The 17,145-nt window shown below is 33.2% G+C and carries 20 protein-coding genes; 5 read left to right on the forward strand and 15 right to left on the reverse strand.

Annotation, left to right across the window (positions count from 1 at the left end; all coding sequences use genetic code 11):
* Window positions 1-193 precede the first annotated feature (193 nt).
* The 5 genes from wecB to ACSVH7_RS02875 form a co-directional block, all read right to left on the reverse strand.
* Window positions 194-1,288: a non-hydrolyzing UDP-N-acetylglucosamine 2-epimerase gene (wecB, locus tag ACSVH7_RS02855; protein ID WP_438065182.1), complete on the reverse strand. Its 1,095-nt coding sequence runs from the start codon at window positions 1,286-1,288 to the stop codon at window positions 194-196.
* 4 nt (window positions 1,289-1,292) lie between these two features.
* Complete coding sequence (locus tag ACSVH7_RS02860; protein ID WP_438065183.1) at window positions 1,293-1,814, reverse strand: ORF6N domain-containing protein; 522 nt, start codon at window positions 1,812-1,814, stop codon at window positions 1,293-1,295.
* 433 nt (window positions 1,815-2,247) lie between these two features.
* On the reverse strand, window positions 2,248-3,561 hold the full coding sequence (locus tag ACSVH7_RS02865; protein ID WP_438065184.1) for a phenylacetate--CoA ligase family protein: 1,314 nt from the start codon (window positions 3,559-3,561) through the stop codon (window positions 2,248-2,250).
* Window positions 3,562-3,966, reverse strand: coding sequence for a putative toxin-antitoxin system toxin component, PIN family (locus tag ACSVH7_RS02870; protein ID WP_438065185.1), 405 nt, complete (start codon window positions 3,964-3,966; stop codon window positions 3,562-3,564). It lies immediately after the preceding gene.
* Window positions 3,967-3,972: 6 nt separating this feature from the next.
* Complete coding sequence (locus ACSVH7_RS02875) at window positions 3,973-4,197, reverse strand: hypothetical protein (RefSeq protein WP_438065186.1); 225 nt, start codon at window positions 4,195-4,197, stop codon at window positions 3,973-3,975.
* A gap of 147 nt (window positions 4,198-4,344) precedes the next feature.
* On the opposite strand from ACSVH7_RS02875, the gene purD reads away from it, so the two are divergent.
* Window positions 4,345-5,619 (forward strand): phosphoribosylamine--glycine ligase, encoded by a 1,275-nt coding sequence (purD, locus tag ACSVH7_RS02880; protein WP_438065187.1) that lies wholly within the window; start codon window positions 4,345-4,347, stop codon window positions 5,617-5,619.
* A 77-nt stretch (window positions 5,620-5,696) separates the two neighbouring features.
* On the opposite strand, the gene ACSVH7_RS02885 is transcribed toward purD, so the two are convergent.
* Window positions 5,697-5,927 (reverse strand): DUF6341 family protein, encoded by a 231-nt coding sequence (locus tag ACSVH7_RS02885; RefSeq protein ID WP_438065188.1) that lies wholly within the window; start codon window positions 5,925-5,927, stop codon window positions 5,697-5,699.
* 146 nt (window positions 5,928-6,073) lie between these two features.
* On the opposite strand from ACSVH7_RS02885, the gene ACSVH7_RS02890 reads away from it, so the two are divergent.
* Entirely contained in the window at window positions 6,074-7,003 is a 930-nt protein-coding gene (locus ACSVH7_RS02890) for a DUF6427 family protein (protein ID WP_438065189.1), read from the forward strand.
* On the opposite strand, the gene upp is transcribed toward ACSVH7_RS02890, so the two are convergent.
* The gene (gene upp / locus ACSVH7_RS02895) at window positions 6,998-7,651 is read right to left on the reverse strand and encodes a uracil phosphoribosyltransferase (RefSeq protein ID WP_438065190.1); all 654 of its coding nucleotides are present in this window, start codon (window positions 7,649-7,651) and stop codon (window positions 6,998-7,000) included. The genes ACSVH7_RS02890 and upp overlap by 6 nt on opposite strands.
* An 87-nt stretch (window positions 7,652-7,738) precedes the next feature.
* Here upp and ACSVH7_RS02900 point away from each other — a divergent pair, with 87 nt between their 5' ends.
* Window positions 7,739-8,344, forward strand: a complete 606-nt coding sequence (locus ACSVH7_RS02900; RefSeq protein WP_438065191.1) for a DUF4254 domain-containing protein — start codon at window positions 7,739-7,741, stop codon at window positions 8,342-8,344.
* 136 nt (window positions 8,345-8,480) lie between these two features.
* Window positions 8,481-9,461 (forward strand): glycosyltransferase family 9 protein, encoded by a 981-nt coding sequence (locus ACSVH7_RS02905; protein ID WP_438065432.1) that lies wholly within the window; start codon window positions 8,481-8,483, stop codon window positions 9,459-9,461.
* A 184-nt stretch (window positions 9,462-9,645) separates the two neighbouring features.
* On the opposite strand, the gene ACSVH7_RS02910 is transcribed toward ACSVH7_RS02905, so the two are convergent.
* From ACSVH7_RS02910 to ACSVH7_RS02940, 7 genes are all read right to left on the reverse strand, one after another.
* Window positions 9,646-10,677: a hypothetical protein gene (locus ACSVH7_RS02910; RefSeq protein WP_438065192.1), complete on the reverse strand. Its 1,032-nt coding sequence runs from the start codon at window positions 10,675-10,677 to the stop codon at window positions 9,646-9,648.
* A gap of 128 nt (window positions 10,678-10,805) precedes the next feature.
* On the reverse strand, window positions 10,806-11,291 hold the full coding sequence (locus ACSVH7_RS02915; protein ID WP_438065193.1) for a hypothetical protein: 486 nt from the start codon (window positions 11,289-11,291) through the stop codon (window positions 10,806-10,808).
* Between the two features lie 785 nt (window positions 11,292-12,076).
* A complete protein-coding gene (locus ACSVH7_RS02920) occupies window positions 12,077-12,385 on the reverse strand; it encodes a hypothetical protein (RefSeq protein ID WP_438065194.1) in 309 nt (102 codons plus the stop codon).
* Window positions 12,386-12,438: 53 nt separating this feature from the next.
* Window positions 12,439-13,506 (reverse strand): Fic family protein, encoded by a 1,068-nt coding sequence (locus ACSVH7_RS02925; protein ID WP_438065195.1) that lies wholly within the window; start codon window positions 13,504-13,506, stop codon window positions 12,439-12,441.
* Window positions 13,499-13,636, reverse strand: coding sequence for a hypothetical protein (locus ACSVH7_RS02930; protein WP_438065196.1), 138 nt, complete (start codon window positions 13,634-13,636; stop codon window positions 13,499-13,501). The genes ACSVH7_RS02925 and ACSVH7_RS02930 overlap by 8 nt, the downstream gene beginning before the upstream one ends.
* 67 nt (window positions 13,637-13,703) lie before the next feature.
* The gene (locus ACSVH7_RS02935) at window positions 13,704-14,051 is read right to left on the reverse strand and encodes a type II toxin-antitoxin system PemK/MazF family toxin (protein ID WP_438065197.1); all 348 of its coding nucleotides are present in this window, start codon (window positions 14,049-14,051) and stop codon (window positions 13,704-13,706) included.
* Complete coding sequence (locus tag ACSVH7_RS02940) at window positions 14,041-14,271, reverse strand: hypothetical protein (RefSeq protein ID WP_438065198.1); 231 nt, start codon at window positions 14,269-14,271, stop codon at window positions 14,041-14,043. The genes ACSVH7_RS02935 and ACSVH7_RS02940 overlap by 11 nt, the downstream gene beginning before the upstream one ends.
* A 419-nt stretch (window positions 14,272-14,690) precedes the next feature.
* Between ACSVH7_RS02940 and ACSVH7_RS02945 the strand changes: the two genes are divergently transcribed.
* Window positions 14,691-15,668 carry a hypothetical protein gene (locus tag ACSVH7_RS02945; RefSeq protein WP_438065199.1) on the forward strand — a complete coding sequence of 326 codons (978 nt, stop codon included), beginning with the start codon at window positions 14,691-14,693 and terminating at the stop codon, window positions 15,666-15,668.
* Window positions 15,669-15,962: 294 nt separating this feature from the next.
* Here the strand turns inward: ACSVH7_RS02945 and ACSVH7_RS02950 are convergent, their stop codons facing one another.
* Window positions 15,963-17,015, reverse strand: a complete 1,053-nt coding sequence (locus ACSVH7_RS02950) for a 2Fe-2S iron-sulfur cluster-binding protein (RefSeq protein ID WP_438065200.1) — start codon at window positions 17,013-17,015, stop codon at window positions 15,963-15,965.
* Between the last annotated feature and the right edge of the window lie 130 nt (window positions 17,016-17,145).

Here is a 17,145-nt window from a genome sequence, read left to right on the forward strand (position 1 = left end):
CCTAGTATCGTAATAATTTGCGAATTTGCGGTTTTTACTTTTGATTACCGCAAATTCACCAATTTATTTTAGTCTGATAATTTTCAAACATAATTTAAAAGGTAGGATGACTGCAAGTATTATTCTTTTTTGGAACTCTGAGTGCCTTAATTTTTTGTTGTCATCAGCAACAGATTTTAAAAATTTGTGGTTTTTACTTTTGAAGTAAAATAGAAATAATTCTTTCCGCCGCTTTTCCGTCCCAAAATTCAGGAATTCCAGCTGCTTTTTTAGAAGGGCTTTTGGGGTTTACAAAAGCGTCGAAGTGTTTTTCTAGATTCTCTATTGAAGTTCCAACCAAAGTATTGGTGCCAATGGTTTGGGTTTCCGGACGCTCGGTAGTGTTTCGCATAGTAAAACAAGGAATGCCTAAAACCGTAGTTTCTTCAGAAATCCCCCCTGAGTCGGTAATTACGGCAAAACTGTTTTTGATAAGAAACATGAAATTTAGATATCCTTGTGGTGCTACCATAACGATGTTTTTTAAATTTAGTTCTCTTTCACCTAGAATGGCTTTGGTTCTAGGATGAATCGGGAAAATCACTTTTTTGTCACCAACCATATTGTCGATTCCTAAAAGTAATTGAACCAACGATTGTTCTTCATCTACGTTCGAAGGGCGATGTAACGTTAGAATGATATAATTTTTAGTTTCCAAATCAAATTCCTTCCAAAAAACAGGCTTCACGATTCGATTCAAATTCTGATAAAGCGTATCAATCATCACATTCCCTACAAAATGAACATTCAGGGGGTCGACTCCTTTTTGTAATAAATTTTCAGAAGCTGAGGTAGAGGTAGTAAAGAAATAATCCGTAATGCTATCCGTTACAATTCGGTTGATTTCCTCAGGCATTGTCATGTCTCCAGAACGAATTCCGGCTTCAACATGTGCTACTTTTATATTTTGTTTTTTGGCTACAATCGCACAAGCCATCGTCGAATTGACATCGCCCACCACTAACACTAAATCACAAGGATTGGCTATCATTTCTTTTTCAAAAGCGACCATAATGGCAGCAGTTTGTTCGGCTTGTGTGCCACTTTTTACTTCTAAATTGGCAGCGGGTTTTGGAATATTGAGTTCTTCAAAAAACGTGTCGCTTAAATTTTTGTCATAATGTTGACCAGTGTGAATCAATCGATAAGCAATAGTAACTCCTTCTGTTTGATTTTTTTCAATCGCTTTGATGATTGGGGCAATTTTGATAAAATTGGGTCTTGCGCCTGCAATGATGGTAATCTTCATTTTTTTATTTTTTATACCCTATGGTTGTTCTAGGTGTCTCCTTCTCTTTTTTCTCGGCCAGTTCATCCAAATACGAGAAAACTAGCTCAATATTCTTATCGTGATTTTCTAGTTTTTTCTGAATTTGAAGAATGTCAATTTTTAGTTCTGTAGTGTCCAAAAGCATTTGTCTAACTTTGGTAAAGATGCGCATAATTTGGATATTGACCTGTATGGCTTTGTCGCTTTTTAAAACACTCGATAACATCAAAACGCCGTGTTCGGTGAAAGCATAAGGTAATTTTCTAGTTCCACCCCAACTTGAAGTCGCAATTTGCGACTTCAAGTTTTGAAATTCAAATTCAGTTAATTGAAACATAAAATCTTCGGGAAATCGAGATATGTTCCTCTTTACTTGTTCGTTTAATCGTTTGGTTTCAATACTATAAAGTTCAGATAAGTCAGCATCCAGCATCACTTTTTGGTTACGAATAAAGTATATTTTGTTAGCAATAGTTTCCTCCGAAAGTAGCGAATTGATAGTCATAGGTTCTCTTTTGAAAATACTAATATATTATTTTATTTACTTTTTAAAAATGAAGTAAACTGCTTCAATTTCCCACGATGACTTCCTTCGAGTTTTTCTTTTCGAATGAAACCAGCTTTTATTCTTATTCGAGAGAGACATCGGCTCGGGATATATTGTAGCAACGGATTTTAATCCGTTGGATGTAAATGTAAGCATTCCAATAAAATCCCTTAGGGATGATTTATTTATATCCACAAAATAATATATACCGACCCTATGGGTCTTTGCTACATGATGCTATTTGTGGACGGGTTAAAACCCATCCTACAAATATACCGACCCTATGGGTCTTTGTTGCATGATGCTATTTGTGGACGGGTTAAAACCCATTCCTACAAATATACCGACCCTATGGGTCTTTATTGACACAAGATTAATTTCCGTCCTTCAGTTATTTTAACATTGACGTAAACTGCTTCAATTTCCCACGATGACTTCGTTCGAGTTTTTCTTTTCGAATGAAAGTAAAAATCAATCCATTTTCTAAATACAAGGCAATCGCACTTTCAATTTTTTGGATTTGTGCAGATGTTAATTCGGTTTGGCTTACATATTCAATTTCAAACGTATCGATTTGCATTTGTTTGATGATAAATTCTTTGACATTGCCGTCGTCTTCAATGATGCTTTTGGTCACATAATAAAAAGTCAATCCCGGTGATTTTTTACCACTTGGTAATTGCGCCACATCATTGGTTCGCCCAATCAGTTGTTTGAGAATAGGTTTTTTTGGAGTGCTTTTTTCATCCAAAACGCCAATGTCTCCCAAGTCATAGCGAATAAAAGGATGGGCTTTATTGAAGAGTGAAGTAATCACAATTCGTCCAGGAGTACCATTCGGAACCGCTTGATTGTTCTCGTCCAAAATTTCTACAAACAAGGTTTCGGTGTTGACTTGCCATTCTCCGTCTTGATTTTCAAAAGCAATCAAATCCAACTCAGACGCGCCGTATTCATTAACCACAGGAACGCCAAATTGTTTTTCTAAGAGTATCTTGTCTTCTGGGAAAAGCATTTCTGAAGTGACCATACACACCTTCAGCGTTGGACAAATCGTTTTGAGTACCTTGTTTTTTTGCTGTAAAAATTTGGCAAACAAAACAATCGAAGAGGTATAGCCATTGATATAATCAAATTTTTTGGTCTCAAATTGTTTCAAAAAACCATCTAAAATCCTATCCGACAAATCAAAAATAGGAAAACGATAGCGGTGACTCAAAAAGTCTTTGAGTCGTTCTTTTCGGTAGCCCAAAAAATCCATCGGAATGCCGTAAAATCGGGCTTGATAGGAGCTGTTAAAATTGATACCGTGCCATCCAAATCGAACGATATTCGATGCCCAAGTTAGCGCATGGGCGTATTTGTCTTTGGAAAAAACAAAAGGTGTACCGCTTGAGCCCGAGGTTTTATTGAGATACACATTTTTGGTTGTATAACCTTTCGACAAACGTTCCGCTAATGGTTTTTGAAGATGTTGTTTATTCAAAACGGGCAAATCGTTCCAGTTTTCAACACTTGTTTTCCCTACTAATGTTTTATAAAAAGCATTATTCTCCAGATGATACGCTACAATTTCGTTCTTTTTTTGGACCAGAAAGGCCTCGTGTTCGGCATCGGATAAGGTAAAAATTGTATCCAATTCCAATTGTGCTTCACGAATCGGAAAACCATTTAGTCGAAGGGTTACATTAAAAAGGGGTATCATTTATTCAAAAATAGATTTAAATTCCACCGTATTCAATAGTGCTACTTTAGGAAACTCAATCTTCTTTAAAATTAAAAAATCTGTATCATGTGTAACAATAAAATCTGCATTTGATGAAATAGCACAATCCACAAATTTATTATCATCAGGATCTTTTAATAAATTGAATTTGTAATAATTGGTTATTAATTCAATATTTGGTAAATTTTCTAAAAGGCCTAGAGCACTCTCACTAGCTAAACTTCCCATTTGTTGATCAATGATTTCAGCATATTCAGCTAAAATTTCAGTAGTTACACAGAGGATGTAATTTTCGTCTACTAAATTTTTAAAGATCCAATGCAATTTTGATTTGGTTGATAGGGAAACTAAAAGAACATTAGTATCTAAGACTACTTTTTTCAAATGGATTTATTTAGATGTACGCATTTTGGTATGCAATTTTTTATCCATTAATTCATCATTCCAGTTTAGTTCTTCCCAAACTTTATCTGCCTGAACAGTAAGTCTTTCTGCAAAAAACAAAGCTATAGTTTTTTTAAGTGCAATCAAATCACTTTCTGTCAATTGATGAGAGAAAGTTTTTAAAAGTTCTAGTTGAACATTTGTAAACGGTTGTTTTAAAACGGATTGCATGGTTTAAATTTGAAGGAGTTACACGCTATTGTAAACCAAATTATAACTTCAAAAGTAGTTAAAAAAATTATTATTTCAATTCAAAACAAGCTATTTTTGCACCACGTCTTCAATAGAAGAAAAATCAACACAATAAACCACTACAACATGAATATTTTACTATTAGGTTCAGGCGGAAGAGAACATGCTTTTGCCTGGAAAATGACTCAAAGCCCACTTTGTGATACGCTATTTGTAGCGCCTGGAAATGCAGGAACGGCAACCATAGCAACCAATTTAGATTTTAGCGCTACAGATTTTGAGGCCATCAAAGCAGTGGTGTTAAAAGAAAATATAGAGATGGTAGTCGTAGGACCAGAAGATCCATTAGTAAAAGGCGTGTATGATTTCTTTTTGAATGATGCAACTTTAAAAAATATCCCTGTTATTGGCCCTTCAAAATTGGGAGCACAACTTGAGGGAAGCAAGGAATTTGCTAAAGAATTCATGATGAAGCACCAAGTTCCTACTGCGGCTTACGATAGTTTTACAGCCGAAACAGTAGAAAAAGGGTGTGAATTTTTAGCGACACTACAACCGCCTTACGTTCTTAAAGCCGATGGATTGGCTGCTGGAAAAGGCGTTTTAATCATTCAGGATTTAGCCGAGGCACAAACCGAACTACGCAACATGTTGGTAGGTCAAAAGTTTGGTGCAGCGAGTTCAAAAGTCGTTATCGAGGAATTTTTGGATGGAATTGAATTGAGTTGTTTTGTGCTAACCGATGGTAAAAGTTACAAAATTTTGCCTACCGCCAAAGATTACAAACGTATTGGCGAAGGAGATACTGGATTGAATACTGGCGGAATGGGAGCGGTTTCTCCTGTGCCTTATGTAGATGCTGTTTTGATGGAAAAAATCGAAACGCGAATTGTACAACCTACCATTGCGGGTTTACAAAAAGATGGTATTCCGTATAAAGGTTTTGTGTTTATTGGTTTGATTAACGTGAATAACGAACCCATTGTAATTGAATATAACGTTCGTATGGGTGATCCAGAAACCGAAGTAGTGGTACCTCGTTTGAAATCGGATTTAGTGGAGTTGTTTTTGGCAGTAGCCAATGAAAAATTAGACGAATTCAATTTAGAAGTGGATGAAAGAAGTGCTACTACCGTAATGCTAGTTTCAGGAGGTTATCCAGAAGATTTCGAGAAAGGGAAAGTAATTTCAGGATTAGAAAACGTAGAAAACGCTATTGTTTTTCATGCGGGCACCAAATTAGACAACGGAGCTGTTGTTACCAATGGAGGACGCGTAATGGCGATTACTTCTTATGGTGCTACTTTTCAAGAGGCGTTACAGCAATCTTACGACAATGTCTCTAAAATTCAATTCGAGAAAATGAATTATAGAAAAGATATAGGATTTGACTTAGTGTAAAAGTCACCATAGAAAAGCCCAGTAGTGAAACGAATGTAACTACTGGGCTTTTGAATTTTATGTTAAAAGTATTCTTTTTATTTTAAGAAAGAATGGGCAGTGGTGTCTTGATTTTCAGTTCCTGCTTCATCAAAAATTTGCAATTGTTTGATCCAATAAACAATAGCAGCAGCACAAATAATCATAAAAACCCAGTTGATAGTATTAGCGCCAAACCAAGAAATAAGCTCAAAATCGCGCAACCAATCTAAAGGTTTCAATAAAACATCCACAAATAAAAATTGAATGGCTTCAAAAAATGCTTTCATAATAGTATAATAATTAGTGTTGTATTTAGGTTTTGGTGGTCTGAAAAAAGCTTAGTTCTCAAAAATAAAATAATCTTTGGTCGTTAGCGTCTTTCCTTTTTTAAACAAGTATTATATTTACAGTCACAAAAGTATAAAATATCCTTATGATTACAAGTGTTTTTAAAAAATCTACACCATTAAATTATTCGTTAGTAGTCATTTTAATGTTGTTTTTCTTTTTATTGTATCAATTTCAAGAATGGAAAGTGGTGAATTCATTATTTTTAATGATTCAAAAGGGGCTTGTTTTTTTGCTTTTAATAGCCACTCTTTTTATTGTTAACTTTGTGTCTAAAAAAAATGGATTGAGCAAAGACAGTACTTATGTGGTGTTTTTTTTCTTTTTGTTTCTTCTTTTTGTCCCTTCTTTATTAGATGATTTTAAGCTAATTGTGATTAACTTATTGCTGCTTTTAGCACTAAGGCGTTTACTTTCTTTACAATCGTTAAAGGCTTCAAAAGAAAAAATATTTGATGCCTCTCTTTGGATTTTAGTGGCCTCAATTCTTCAGCCTTGGTGTATATTATTTTTAGTTTTGGTGTTTATATCGATTCTTTTTCATGTTTCCAATGATTACCGAAATTGGTTTTTGCCTTTAATCGCATTGGTGGTTGTAACCATAGGATTTTTAGTTTTCTTAACTTTTGAAACCACCACTTTCCAAGAATTTTGGCTTGATCAATTATATGTGGAGTTATCGTTAGATTATTTTACTAACAATTATCAAAATTGGGCTTTTGCCCTGTGGGTTACTATTGCGCTTTTTTTTCTAATCATAATGATTTTTTCTTACAAAAGCAAGCCTCAATTATTACATAGTTCTTACAAGAAAGTAATGGCTTTTTTTCTGATTGCTTTGACTGTTTTTCTTCTTTCACCTAACAAAAGCAACTCGTTATTATTGTTTTCTTTTGCTCCTATGGCTATCATGGCCAACAATGCGCTCGAAGTGTATCCGCAAAAAATTAAACAAGAATTAATTTTAGGCGTATTGATTCTTTGTAGTCTCTTTACTTTCTTTTCTCAATTATAGTTTAGGACCGTAAGCCAAATCTCCGGCATCGCCTAGTCCAGGAACGATATAGCTTTTTTCGTTTAATTTCTCGTCGATGGCTGCAATCCAAAGGTGGCAAGTGTTGGGCAAATGTTCTTTTAAGTAAGCAATTCCTTCTGGCGCAGCGATAACTACTGCAATGTGTACGGAGGCAGGTTTTTTGTTCTCAATTATTTTGTTATAGACAGCCACGATTGATTGTCCGGTTGCCAACATGGGGTCAACCAATAATAGGTTTTTGCCTTCAATATCCGCAATCGCTTGGTATTCCACTAAAATATCAAAGTAATCATCATTATTGGGATGATGACGATACGCAGAAATAAAACCGTTTTCAGCCGCATCAAAATAGTTTAAAAAACCTTGATGCAAGGTTAACCCTGCTCTCAATATCGAACAAATAACCGTAGCATCTTTACTACTTGTGGTAGATTTTGTTCCCAAAGGCGTCTTGATAGTTACGGCTTCATAGGGAAAAATTTTACTCATTTCATACGCCATAATTTCTCCAATTCGTTCTATGTTACGGCGAAAACGCATGCTGTCTTTTTGGACATCGACCGCTCTAATTTGTGCCAAAAAATGATTTAACACACTATCGGATTCTGATAAATTATGGATTTGCATGAGATTCGAATTTGGATTTGAATTTTATTGATATTTTTTATGGTATAAAAGTATAAAAAGTATCTTTGTCTTTTAAATTTTAAAAATATGTTTTCAAAATTAGCGTATTCCGTATTCGAGCAAAGCATCAAAGATTATCATGAATTTGATAGTGTGGATCAACCGATAAAAAATCCTTTTCCTAAAGAAAAGTTTGAACATTTATTATATCTAAAAAACTGGATAGATACGGTACAATGGCATTATGAAGACATCATCCGTGATCCGAATATCGATCCAGTAGCAGCTTTGACCTTGAAAAGAAAAATCGATGCCTCCAATCAAGAACGTACCGATATGGTAGAATACATCGATAGTTATTTTCTTCAAAAATACAGCGGTGTAGCGGTAAAAGATTCAGCAAAAATCAATTCTGAAAGTCCAGCTTGGGCGTTTGATCGTTTATCCATCTTGGCTTTGAAAATTTATCATATGAACGAAGAAGCCACTCGTGCTGAAGCTTCTCAAGAACACAGAGACAATTGTCAAACCAAGTTAAATATTCTTCTAGAACAAAGAACCGATTTGTCTACAGCCATCGATGATTTGTTGCATGATATTGAAAACGGTGACAAATTCATGAAAGTGTACAAACAAATGAAAATGTACAACGACGATGATTTGAACCCCGTTTTATATCAGAATAAAAAGTAAAACAAAATAATTGAACCATTAAGGAATTAAGAAAATTTAGCAATGCTTTATGAACTTAATTTCTTAATGGTTTTTTAATGCCGTAGTTCTATTGTCAAAAAAAATTCAACATATCGCGATTATCCGACTTTCGGCTATGGGAGACGTAGCGATGACCGTTCCCGTAATTCGCGCCTTTGCTCAGCAATATCCCAAGGTAAAAATCACGATGGTCTCTCGACCTTTTTTTCAACCTTTTTTTGATGGCATTCCAAATCTTACTTTTTTTGCTTTTGACGAAAAAGTAAAACACAAAGGATTTTTGGGACTAGTACGTCTTTTTCGAGAGTTGGATTCACTGAAAATAGATGCTTTTGTGGATTTACACAATGTGCTTCGTTCACAGGTTGTGCGTACCCTTTTTAGGTTGACAGGTAAAAAAGTGGTAGCGGTAGATAAAGGTAGAGCAGAAAAAAAAGCCCTAACGCGTCCTGAAAATAAGATGTTCAAACCTTTGATGACGATGTTTGAAAGACATTGCCAAGTTTTTGAAGCACTGGGTTTTACTTTAGATGTATCCAATCCTATCTTTCCTGAAAAAGCAGTTTTATCAGATGAAATTTTGAAAATCATTGGGAATCCAAATCAAAAATTGATTGGAATAGCTCCTTTTGCACAATATGAATCTAAGGTTTATCCTTTGGATTTAATGCAAGAAGTCATCGCAAAATTAGCAGGGAATCCAGAGCAAACCATTTTACTTTTTGGCGGAGGAAAAAAAGAAGCCGAAATACTAGATTCCATGGCAAAACCCTATAAAAATGTGGTAAACATGGCAGGGAAAATCAAGTTTACACAAGAACTGCAATTGATTAGTAATCTTGATGTAATGTTGTCTATGGATTCTGGCAATGCACATATTGCCGCCATGTTGGGCGTAAAAGTCATTACACTTTGGGGAGCCACCCATCCTTATGCTGGTTTTTCACCTTTTAATCAACCTATAGAAAACGCCTTGGTGGCTGATCGAAATTTGTTTCCAAAGTTACCCACTTCGGTATATGGCAATAAAAAAGTAGCAGGCTATGAAGACGCTATGCGAACGATTGTGCCAGAAGAGATTGTGGCTAAATTTTAAATAAATTCCAAAAAATAAAATTCCAAATTCCAACAGTATTTAGTTTGGAATTTGGAATTTTTTTCTATTCTCTTTTATTTACTGTGTAAAATTTCAACCTTTTTATGTTAATGTATCAATACATACTATTTTCAAATTAAACCAATTTTCCAGCTTTCTTGTAATTATTACCAGCAGTATTTTATTATTCATTATAAAATTTCTTTTCAGCTTCTACTAAAGGTCTGTGCCAATCCCAAAGTTGTTCTAATGATGTAAAATTATCAGGAATTTGATTTCCGTCTTGGAAAGCCTCATTTGGACTCATTGGCAATGCCCAATGATGATAACTTTCAACTGTTCTTCTTGGATGTAAAGCTAAAGAGGAATCAAAATAATTAGTTGCATAATGATAATGATGTGAATGAATAAATATATCCCAAGATTTTCTAACTTCATCTTCTTTTCTAACATCAATTAATTCGAATTCTTCCATTGTTCTTTGCTCAACGTTACCCCAAGCTTTTTGAAGTAAATCAATTGCTTCAACGTCTGACACTGGCGCTGAATAACCAAAAATAGTTACTCTTTCAGCGATTTTCAATTTTTCAGAAAGAGCACCCCATTGACCTTTGATAAAATCATCAGAATTATAATCTTTACTTTCTACTGGATAAAGTAATTTAGTAGGTTCAAATAGTTGTTGAGTTTTTTTTGAATACCAACCTGCAGGACCAGACCAACCGGTAGATTTATCAAAACCAATTGAAACACAACCATGTAAAAACAAAATTCCAGGGCTATCAATAAATTCACTATTTCGGACATATGCTTTATATAAAAAAGGATCCCAATTAAAAGTTGCAATTATATCTTTTCTATGTCTTAATGATAAAATTAAATAGTCATATATAGTCGGTTCATCAGGTAAATCAAGTTCGTTAAAATATGAATATACTGCTTTTTCAATGACTATTTTTTCTTCTTCAAATTCAGATAGTTTCGATATTTTACAGTAAAGCTTTTCGAAATCTTCTTTTAAAATTTGATATTCTTTAGGTAAGTTATTTACAACATCATTTAAACCAACAATGTCAACAATATTTTTCATCAACGGTAATCTTTTTCCGTTTTTTTCTGGTGTTTTTAAAGTTGAAGCATAAGATGCGCCAGCACCCAAAATGACAACATGAGTTCCTCTACCATGTACAATTTCTATTTCTTCTTCTTTAGTCATAGTTATCTTTAATATTGCTAGTAACTAAGATATAGGTCTTACTGTTGTCAGACTTTATTATTTATCAAATATATTATTTTTCTTGCAAATAATTAAATCAACTTTTTGTGGGGTCTAAATTTTTAAAATTATAAGAACAAATAATAAAAACTCGCTACATATTTTATGGTACTAGGGAAAAATAATAAAATGAGTTGTAATACTACTAAGGTTAGTAGCCCAGAATCTATAAAGGCAGAAACAGAATTAGTAATATTTTGATTTGAGAAATCTGGTTTAAATTTTCGATCCGATTCTTTTGCAATAGCAATCATTAATGATATCCCAATTAACAAAGGGATAAACAAGAATAATAATTGTTTTCTTGATAATATTTCTGTGCCATAGAAAGCCCCAAATGTTTTAACTAAATATGCATAAAGCAATACATGTAAAATGAAATTTGCAATTTGTAAAATTATCCTAGAATATGTATAAAAATTTGATTTATATAAGGGTATTTCTTTTCTTTTGAAAAACATTTCTATTGATAATATTAATAAAACCATTATAAATTTTAACAATATTAGAAATCCAACAAACTTTGCGCAAATAATAATAAAATCTAAAATCATAAATTATTTTTTAGAGTTGTTTTTTTTGTTTTTACTTATTTCGAAATTAGTATATAAATGGCACAAAGCCAGTTCAATTGAGAGTAATTGTATCGCCTTTTTTAGAATTAAGGTACATCGAATCTTTTGAAGATTGTGAAGGAATTTGCAATTTTTGTGATTCTTTTGTGTATTCAGTTTTAGGTTTTTCTGAAAACGATTTTGCCATTTCTACTATGCTATAAATACCTCCAATAACGCCTAAAAATAGTGCTGGCCAAAGAGTATAATATTTAAATTTGGATATTTTATATTCATAAAATTTTGTTTTATCTACAATTTCTTTCTCTCTTGTTTTGCTTAAGTTATATGATTTCCATCCTCCAGCTTCTAAAACTTCTTCACCAGTTTTACTAAGTTCGTAGATATTTGTATTTATATGAGGAGTAACTAAATATCCTTTACCTTTAAGAGCAATTACAACTTTAGAATAACTTATATTATCAAAAGCAGATATCTCAGTCCAACCGTTTCATAAAATAGTATTAAATATCTCTTCGCTAATTTCTTCTTCTTTCATAAAATTTTATTATTCTGGCTTTGAACTATTATAAAGTTGCTAGTTTGCAGTGCATTATTTAACAAATATAAAAACAATATTTGTATTACAAACTATGACTTTAATGTTATAGATAACCACCCACATTTAAACCAAAAAACTTCCCTTTTCAGAGAAGTTTTTATTTACTGTTTAATTTTTGGAATTTGGAATTTTTTTATTGTGATTTGATGAATTTGGATTTTAATTATAAATAAATCTTCTCGTCTCGACAGCGTTCAAGAATATAGCTTTTCAAATTCGAAATAGTGGCTTGATAATTCGGCGCTTCGTAGCCAAAACGCTCGTGTTCCATTTGTTCTTTTTCGATAGCGTTGCAACCTTTGAGCACTTCTTTAAGCATATCGAGCATCGCTAATTCTTTGTTCTTGGCTTGTTGAAATTTGAACTCCACAATTTCATCTTGCAAGGCCTCGCAATAGTCCATCAATTCTAATACTTCGGGCTCGTCTAGAAGATAGTCTTTGTTTTTAAAAATGTCTCGTATGGATTTCATATACAATGGTAATTTCTATTTCAAAAATTATTTTCAATTATTGGGATTTACGTTTATGGTTCAATAATTTTCCAATTGCCCGTTTTGTCGCTTCCGCTGCGTTCTATTTTTTTTTGTTCTTTAAGCTCTTTTATTTTTCGTTTTGTAGTACTTAAACTTATCTTCAAAAGTTCGCTGATTTCTGTGGCTGTTATGTTGTTATTATGCCTTATCAAATCAAATACAGTGTCAAATACAGTGTCAATTTCTAATTTTACAGTGTCAATTTCTAATTTTACAGGTTCATTTACAGGTGTAACGTAATGAACATGCAGTTCTCGGTTTTTTAGTGAGTGGTTTTCTTTTAGAAGTAAATTGGAAAGAAAGCGAATAAGGTATTTTTCTGTTCTGTATATTCCTTTGGATATATCTTCGTAATTGGCTCGCACTAACGCATTTCGAAAATACCACGAATGCTCGGCAAACAAATCGTTGTTTGCTTCTTTAAAACCCAATTTGCGAAGATATTTTATTAAAAAAATAGCCGTTGTTCTTGTGTTGCCTTCTCCAAAAAGGTGAATTTGCCACAAGTAGGAAATAAACTGGGCTAAATGTTCTATAATTTCCTGTTGACTTAAACCACTGAAACTAAATTTTTTTTCTTGTTCAATATCGTATTCAAACGTAGCCTCTAAACTTTCGGCACTTGCGTATAAAACCGTTTCTCCATCTAAAATCCATTCTTGTTTTGTAATATTATAATCCCGAATTTTCCCTGCGAAGTTGTAAATGCCTTGAAACAACCTGCGATGAATGCTAAGATATTCAGCAGGCGAAAAGGTAAATGTTTTTTCGCCTAGCATTTCTGCAATACGTGCCGAAACTTTATCGGCTTCTTCGGTTCTATCCTGATTTTTGTTGGAGTCATTTTTTACAGGATGCTGTATGTAATAACTGTCTATGCGTTGTTTTACTTCCTCAATGGTAATATCGCCATCAATGTTTTGTTTAGCAATGGTTATGAGATAGTCAGACGGTTTTAGTCCATCAACTTGTTGCAAGCCGATAGCGGTTTTCCATACTTTTGCTTTTTCTGCTTTGTTTGGTTCACCTTGCCGTAAATATTCATCAAAATTATCCATTGTTGGTTTTTTTAAATTTGAATTCCACAATTTCATCTTGCAAAGCCTCGCAATAGTCCATCAATTCTTCTACTTCAGGCTCGTCCAAAAGATAGTCTTTGTTTTTAAAAATGTCTTGTATGGATTTCATACTATGAAGATTTAAAGTTTTTTGTTGTTATTCACAGCCGATTTTAGGAAAATTTGGCAATGCTGTTTTATTCTAAGTCAATAATTATGGCTATGTTTTCTTTAATTTTAGCTATCAAATTTGTTGGCACTACCCCCACTTTTTTTACCAATCTTTTGTTGTCAATTGCTCTTATTTGATCTATCATTACATCGCAATTCTCTTTTAAATTTGCCATTCCTTTCTTTAAATGCACTCTTAAAATATCGGAATCTTCTTGGACATTTGTTGTCAGAGGACAAATAACTGTAGAAGGATGTGAAATGTTGTTCAACAAATTGGTCTGAACAATTAGAACGGGTCTTGTTTTTCCAGCTTCAGTTCCTATTTTAGGATTCAAGTCAGCGATCCAAATTTCGTATTGATTAATCTGCATAGTCTATTTTTTCGAATTCCTTCAATACATTTAGCGAGTCATTTTTTACTAAGGCGGATTCTGTTTTTAGTTTTTTTTCTAAAAGTTGTCTTTTTTGAATCTTGTTGTAATGTGCAATAGCGTCGTTGATGTATCTATTTCTTGGCATACTAATCTTAGAAAGAATTTTTTCAGTTTCTCCGAAGATGGAATCGTCAATTTTTAAGGATACTGTTTTCATCTGCTTTAAATTTATAACACAAAAGTATATCTTTTTTGTATATACTAATGAACAGTAACTACTATTTTTGAAGTTTGGACTTTGATCTCCTAACAGGAATTGACATTGTTAAATTTTTTTTATTGGAAGCTTACTACAAAAATATTTGCAAAGACTCAGAAGAAACATTAGCACAGCTTTTGGGTGCATACTTCAGAGAGGGGCGGTAAGGTTAATAATTTTACGCAATCAGGATATTGTCAAATTACATCAGACTTTAAAAAACTAGTTATTTTATTAATCTGAATTTCAATCATGTAGGACTAAAACAGCGGTATTACTACTGATAACAAATCTAAAAAGCAAAATATAAATTTTAATACAAATTAATTTGTTAATTTTTTTAACTTTGAATTCAAATTAACCTAATAACAAAATGTATGAAAAGAATCGTATTGTATTTATTTCTATTCACTTCTGTAGTTTCAAAAGCTCAGATAAATGCTAATTTTTATGGAGATCCTGAAGAGTTGAAACAATTAAAAACCAGGCCTTTACTTGTTGAAGTTTTAGAAGAAGATCCAGATGTTTTAAAGAAATTGAGTAAACCAAAAAAGGCGGAAGAATTAGAAGATTACAAAAAATTTATAGTTGATTTTAACAGAGATTTTAAAGTTTTTGCCCAAAAATATTGGATTTACACTGACAAAATGGAATTTAAAACCGCTACCGAAATTGAAACGCTACAAAAAGCAAAGAATAAATCGTATGCTGTTTTAAGACTAGTTCAATTAAATGATAATGGTTATTGGGGACTTAAAACAAATCAAAATGTTCCCGCAATTGCATTTACAAGAATTGAAAGTAATATTGTTAAAACAGATTCTAAGATTTATCTACCATCAAGACATTTAAATAATGATAAATCTTTATCAGAAGCTGACTACAAATACACTTTATCTCTTTTACAAGCGAATGTGGATTGGATTATTGCTAATAAAAAAGTTTTAAATTTTGACAAATATGCTGAAAAAATAGCTAAAGAAAATGTGTCAAAATTAAAAGGAAAAACATTGTTGGTTGAGGATAATATGCTGGCCAAGGGTAGAACAAAAGATGCAGCAATAAAAAATTACGGTGGTGATTTAAAATTTGTTCCAGAATCTGAATTAAATGATGCACTCGTGAACAAATCTAAAAATTGCGCTGTTTTATATACTGCTCCTTACGGAATTGTTAAGTCAAATATGATGGTAGTACAGCTTTCTACGATCGTATATTTTAAAATAATTGTAGATTGTGAAACAAATGAGATACTTTGGCTGTACATGCCAACAGGAATGAATTGGGGAGCAAATGTGTCAAATCAATTGACAGAAGGAGAATTTAAAGTTATGGCGGATTTAAAAATCATATAAAACATAACCTCTTAATGTAGTTGTCATGGTCGGGAGATTTTTCTTCCGACTTTTTTGTTTTCAATTTATCCTTCGAAGCCCTCTTTACGGAACTCAAGCAGTCCTTGCTAAATGCCAAGAGAAAGACTCAAGTAGGCAATATCTATAAAGTTATAGTATCAAGGATATCAAGAATAGTGAATGGGATTGTAGCAGTGATGAAACTTTTGTAAACCAAAAAACTTCCCTTTTCAGAGAAGTTTTCGTTTATTATGTAATTATTGGTATTTGGAATTTTTATTTTGGAATTTTACCTTACACATCATCAAAATCAACACGAAGTGTCGCTGAAGTTGGATAAGCTTGACAACTTAGAATTAAACCTTCGGCAATTTCATCATCAGAAAGAATAGAATTTTTCTTCATTTCGGCTGTACCTTCGGTGATACGACATAAACAGCTGCTGCAAATTCCGCCTTGGCAAGAATAAGGAGCATCGATACCTTGTTTAAGAGTCGCTTCGAGTAGGGTTTGTTTGGCCGACATTTCGAAAGTGGTTTCTTCGTCGTCTACCAATACGGTAATAGTAGTGTGACCATCTACAGCTGTAGCAATGGTTTTTTCTTGCGTAGAAGAAGTAAACAATTCAAATTTAATGGCGGATTCTTTTACATTTTTCTCTTTCAAGATATTAGAAACAGTAGTAATCATTTCTTCGGGACCACACAAAAAGTATTTGTCAAAATTCAAAGCGGCGTGTTTTTGCGTAAGTACAGCATTCACAACCGATTTGTCAATTCGTCCAAAAAAGCCTTCTCCAGCGTGTACTTTGCTGTAAACATAATGTACAAAAAGACGTCCAACATATTGCAATTGCAAGTCGTGTAATTCTTGATGAAAGATGGTTTCCTCAGGTGTTTTATTACCGTAAACCAAGACAAAGGAACTTTTTGGTTCGCTTTTTAATACCGATTTTAAGATAGAAATTACAGGAGTAATTCCGCTACCTGCTACAAAAGCGGCGTAGTTTCTTTGACGCTCGGCATCAGGTGTGAAGGTGAATTTCCCTTCGGGTTGTCCTACTTCGAGTACGTCTCCCGCTTTTAATCGGCTAGTGGCAAATTGAGAAAACAGTCCATTTTTTACAGCTTTTACAGCAATGCGCAATTCCCCACTTTCAGGAGCAGCACAAATAGAATAGGCTCTGCGAATCTCTTGATTGTCTAGGGTTAAACGCAAGTTTAGGTATTGTCCTGCGGTAAAAGTATAATTAGAGGTAAGTTCTTCTGGGACATTAAAAAGTATGGAAACGGCATCTTTCGTTTCGCGTTTTACTTCTTTGATAAGGAGTTTTAAAAAGGAAGGCATAATTTGATTTTTTTTACAAAAGTAATAAACTATTTAGTATGGTGACCAAAGGTTTTTTTGATTAAAATTTTTATCTGATCTGTAACGTTTTATATTTTTTGTTTACTTACTCTTCAACTAAACCCAAATA

Origin of the sequence: Flavobacterium sp. TSSA_36 (genome assembly GCF_051547165.1) — a bacterium.
Classification (GTDB): domain Bacteria; phylum Bacteroidota; class Bacteroidia; order Flavobacteriales; family Flavobacteriaceae; genus Flavobacterium.

Bases quoted from the DNA above. Each gene is read 5' to 3' on its own strand.
- wecB (WP_438065182.1), bottom strand. From the start codon at position 1,288: ATGAAGATTACCATCATTGCAGGCGCAAGACCCAATTTTATCAAAATT.
- ACSVH7_RS02860 (WP_438065183.1), bottom strand. From the start codon at position 1,814: ATGACTATCAATTCGCTACTTTCGGAGGAAACTATTGCTAACAAAATA.
- ACSVH7_RS02865 (WP_438065184.1), bottom strand. From the start codon at position 3,561: ATGATACCCCTTTTTAATGTAACCCTTCGACTAAATGGTTTTCCGATT.
- ACSVH7_RS02875 (WP_438065186.1), bottom strand. From the start codon at position 4,197: ATGCAATCCGTTTTAAAACAACCGTTTACAAATGTTCAACTAGAACTT.
- purD (WP_438065187.1), top strand. From the start codon at position 4,345: ATGAATATTTTACTATTAGGTTCAGGCGGAAGAGAACATGCTTTTGCC.
- ACSVH7_RS02885 (WP_438065188.1), bottom strand. From the start codon at position 5,927: ATGAAAGCATTTTTTGAAGCCATTCAATTTTTATTTGTGGATGTTTTA.
- ACSVH7_RS02890 (WP_438065189.1), top strand. From the start codon at position 6,074: ATGATTACAAGTGTTTTTAAAAAATCTACACCATTAAATTATTCGTTA.
- upp (WP_438065190.1), bottom strand. From the start codon at position 7,651: ATGCAAATCCATAATTTATCAGAATCCGATAGTGTGTTAAATCATTTT.
- ACSVH7_RS02900 (WP_438065191.1), top strand. From the start codon at position 7,739: ATGTTTTCAAAATTAGCGTATTCCGTATTCGAGCAAAGCATCAAAGAT.
- ACSVH7_RS02905 (WP_438065432.1), top strand. From the start codon at position 8,481: ATGGGAGACGTAGCGATGACCGTTCCCGTAATTCGCGCCTTTGCTCAG.
- ACSVH7_RS02910 (WP_438065192.1), bottom strand. From the start codon at position 10,677: ATGACTAAAGAAGAAGAAATAGAAATTGTACATGGTAGAGGAACTCAT.
- ACSVH7_RS02915 (WP_438065193.1), bottom strand. From the start codon at position 11,291: ATGATTTTAGATTTTATTATTATTTGCGCAAAGTTTGTTGGATTTCTA.
- ACSVH7_RS02920 (WP_438065194.1), bottom strand. From the start codon at position 12,385: ATGAAATCCATACGAGACATTTTTAAAAACAAAGACTATCTTCTAGAC.
- ACSVH7_RS02925 (WP_438065195.1), bottom strand. From the start codon at position 13,506: ATGGATAATTTTGATGAATATTTACGGCAAGGTGAACCAAACAAAGCA.
- ACSVH7_RS02930 (WP_438065196.1), bottom strand. From the start codon at position 13,636: ATGAAATCCATACAAGACATTTTTAAAAACAAAGACTATCTTTTGGAC.
- ACSVH7_RS02935 (WP_438065197.1), bottom strand. From the start codon at position 14,051: ATGCAGATTAATCAATACGAAATTTGGATCGCTGACTTGAATCCTAAA.
- ACSVH7_RS02940 (WP_438065198.1), bottom strand. From the start codon at position 14,271: ATGAAAACAGTATCCTTAAAAATTGACGATTCCATCTTCGGAGAAACT.
- ACSVH7_RS02945 (WP_438065199.1), top strand. From the start codon at position 14,691: ATGAAAAGAATCGTATTGTATTTATTTCTATTCACTTCTGTAGTTTCA.
- ACSVH7_RS02950 (WP_438065200.1), bottom strand. From the start codon at position 17,015: ATGCCTTCCTTTTTAAAACTCCTTATCAAAGAAGTAAAACGCGAAACG.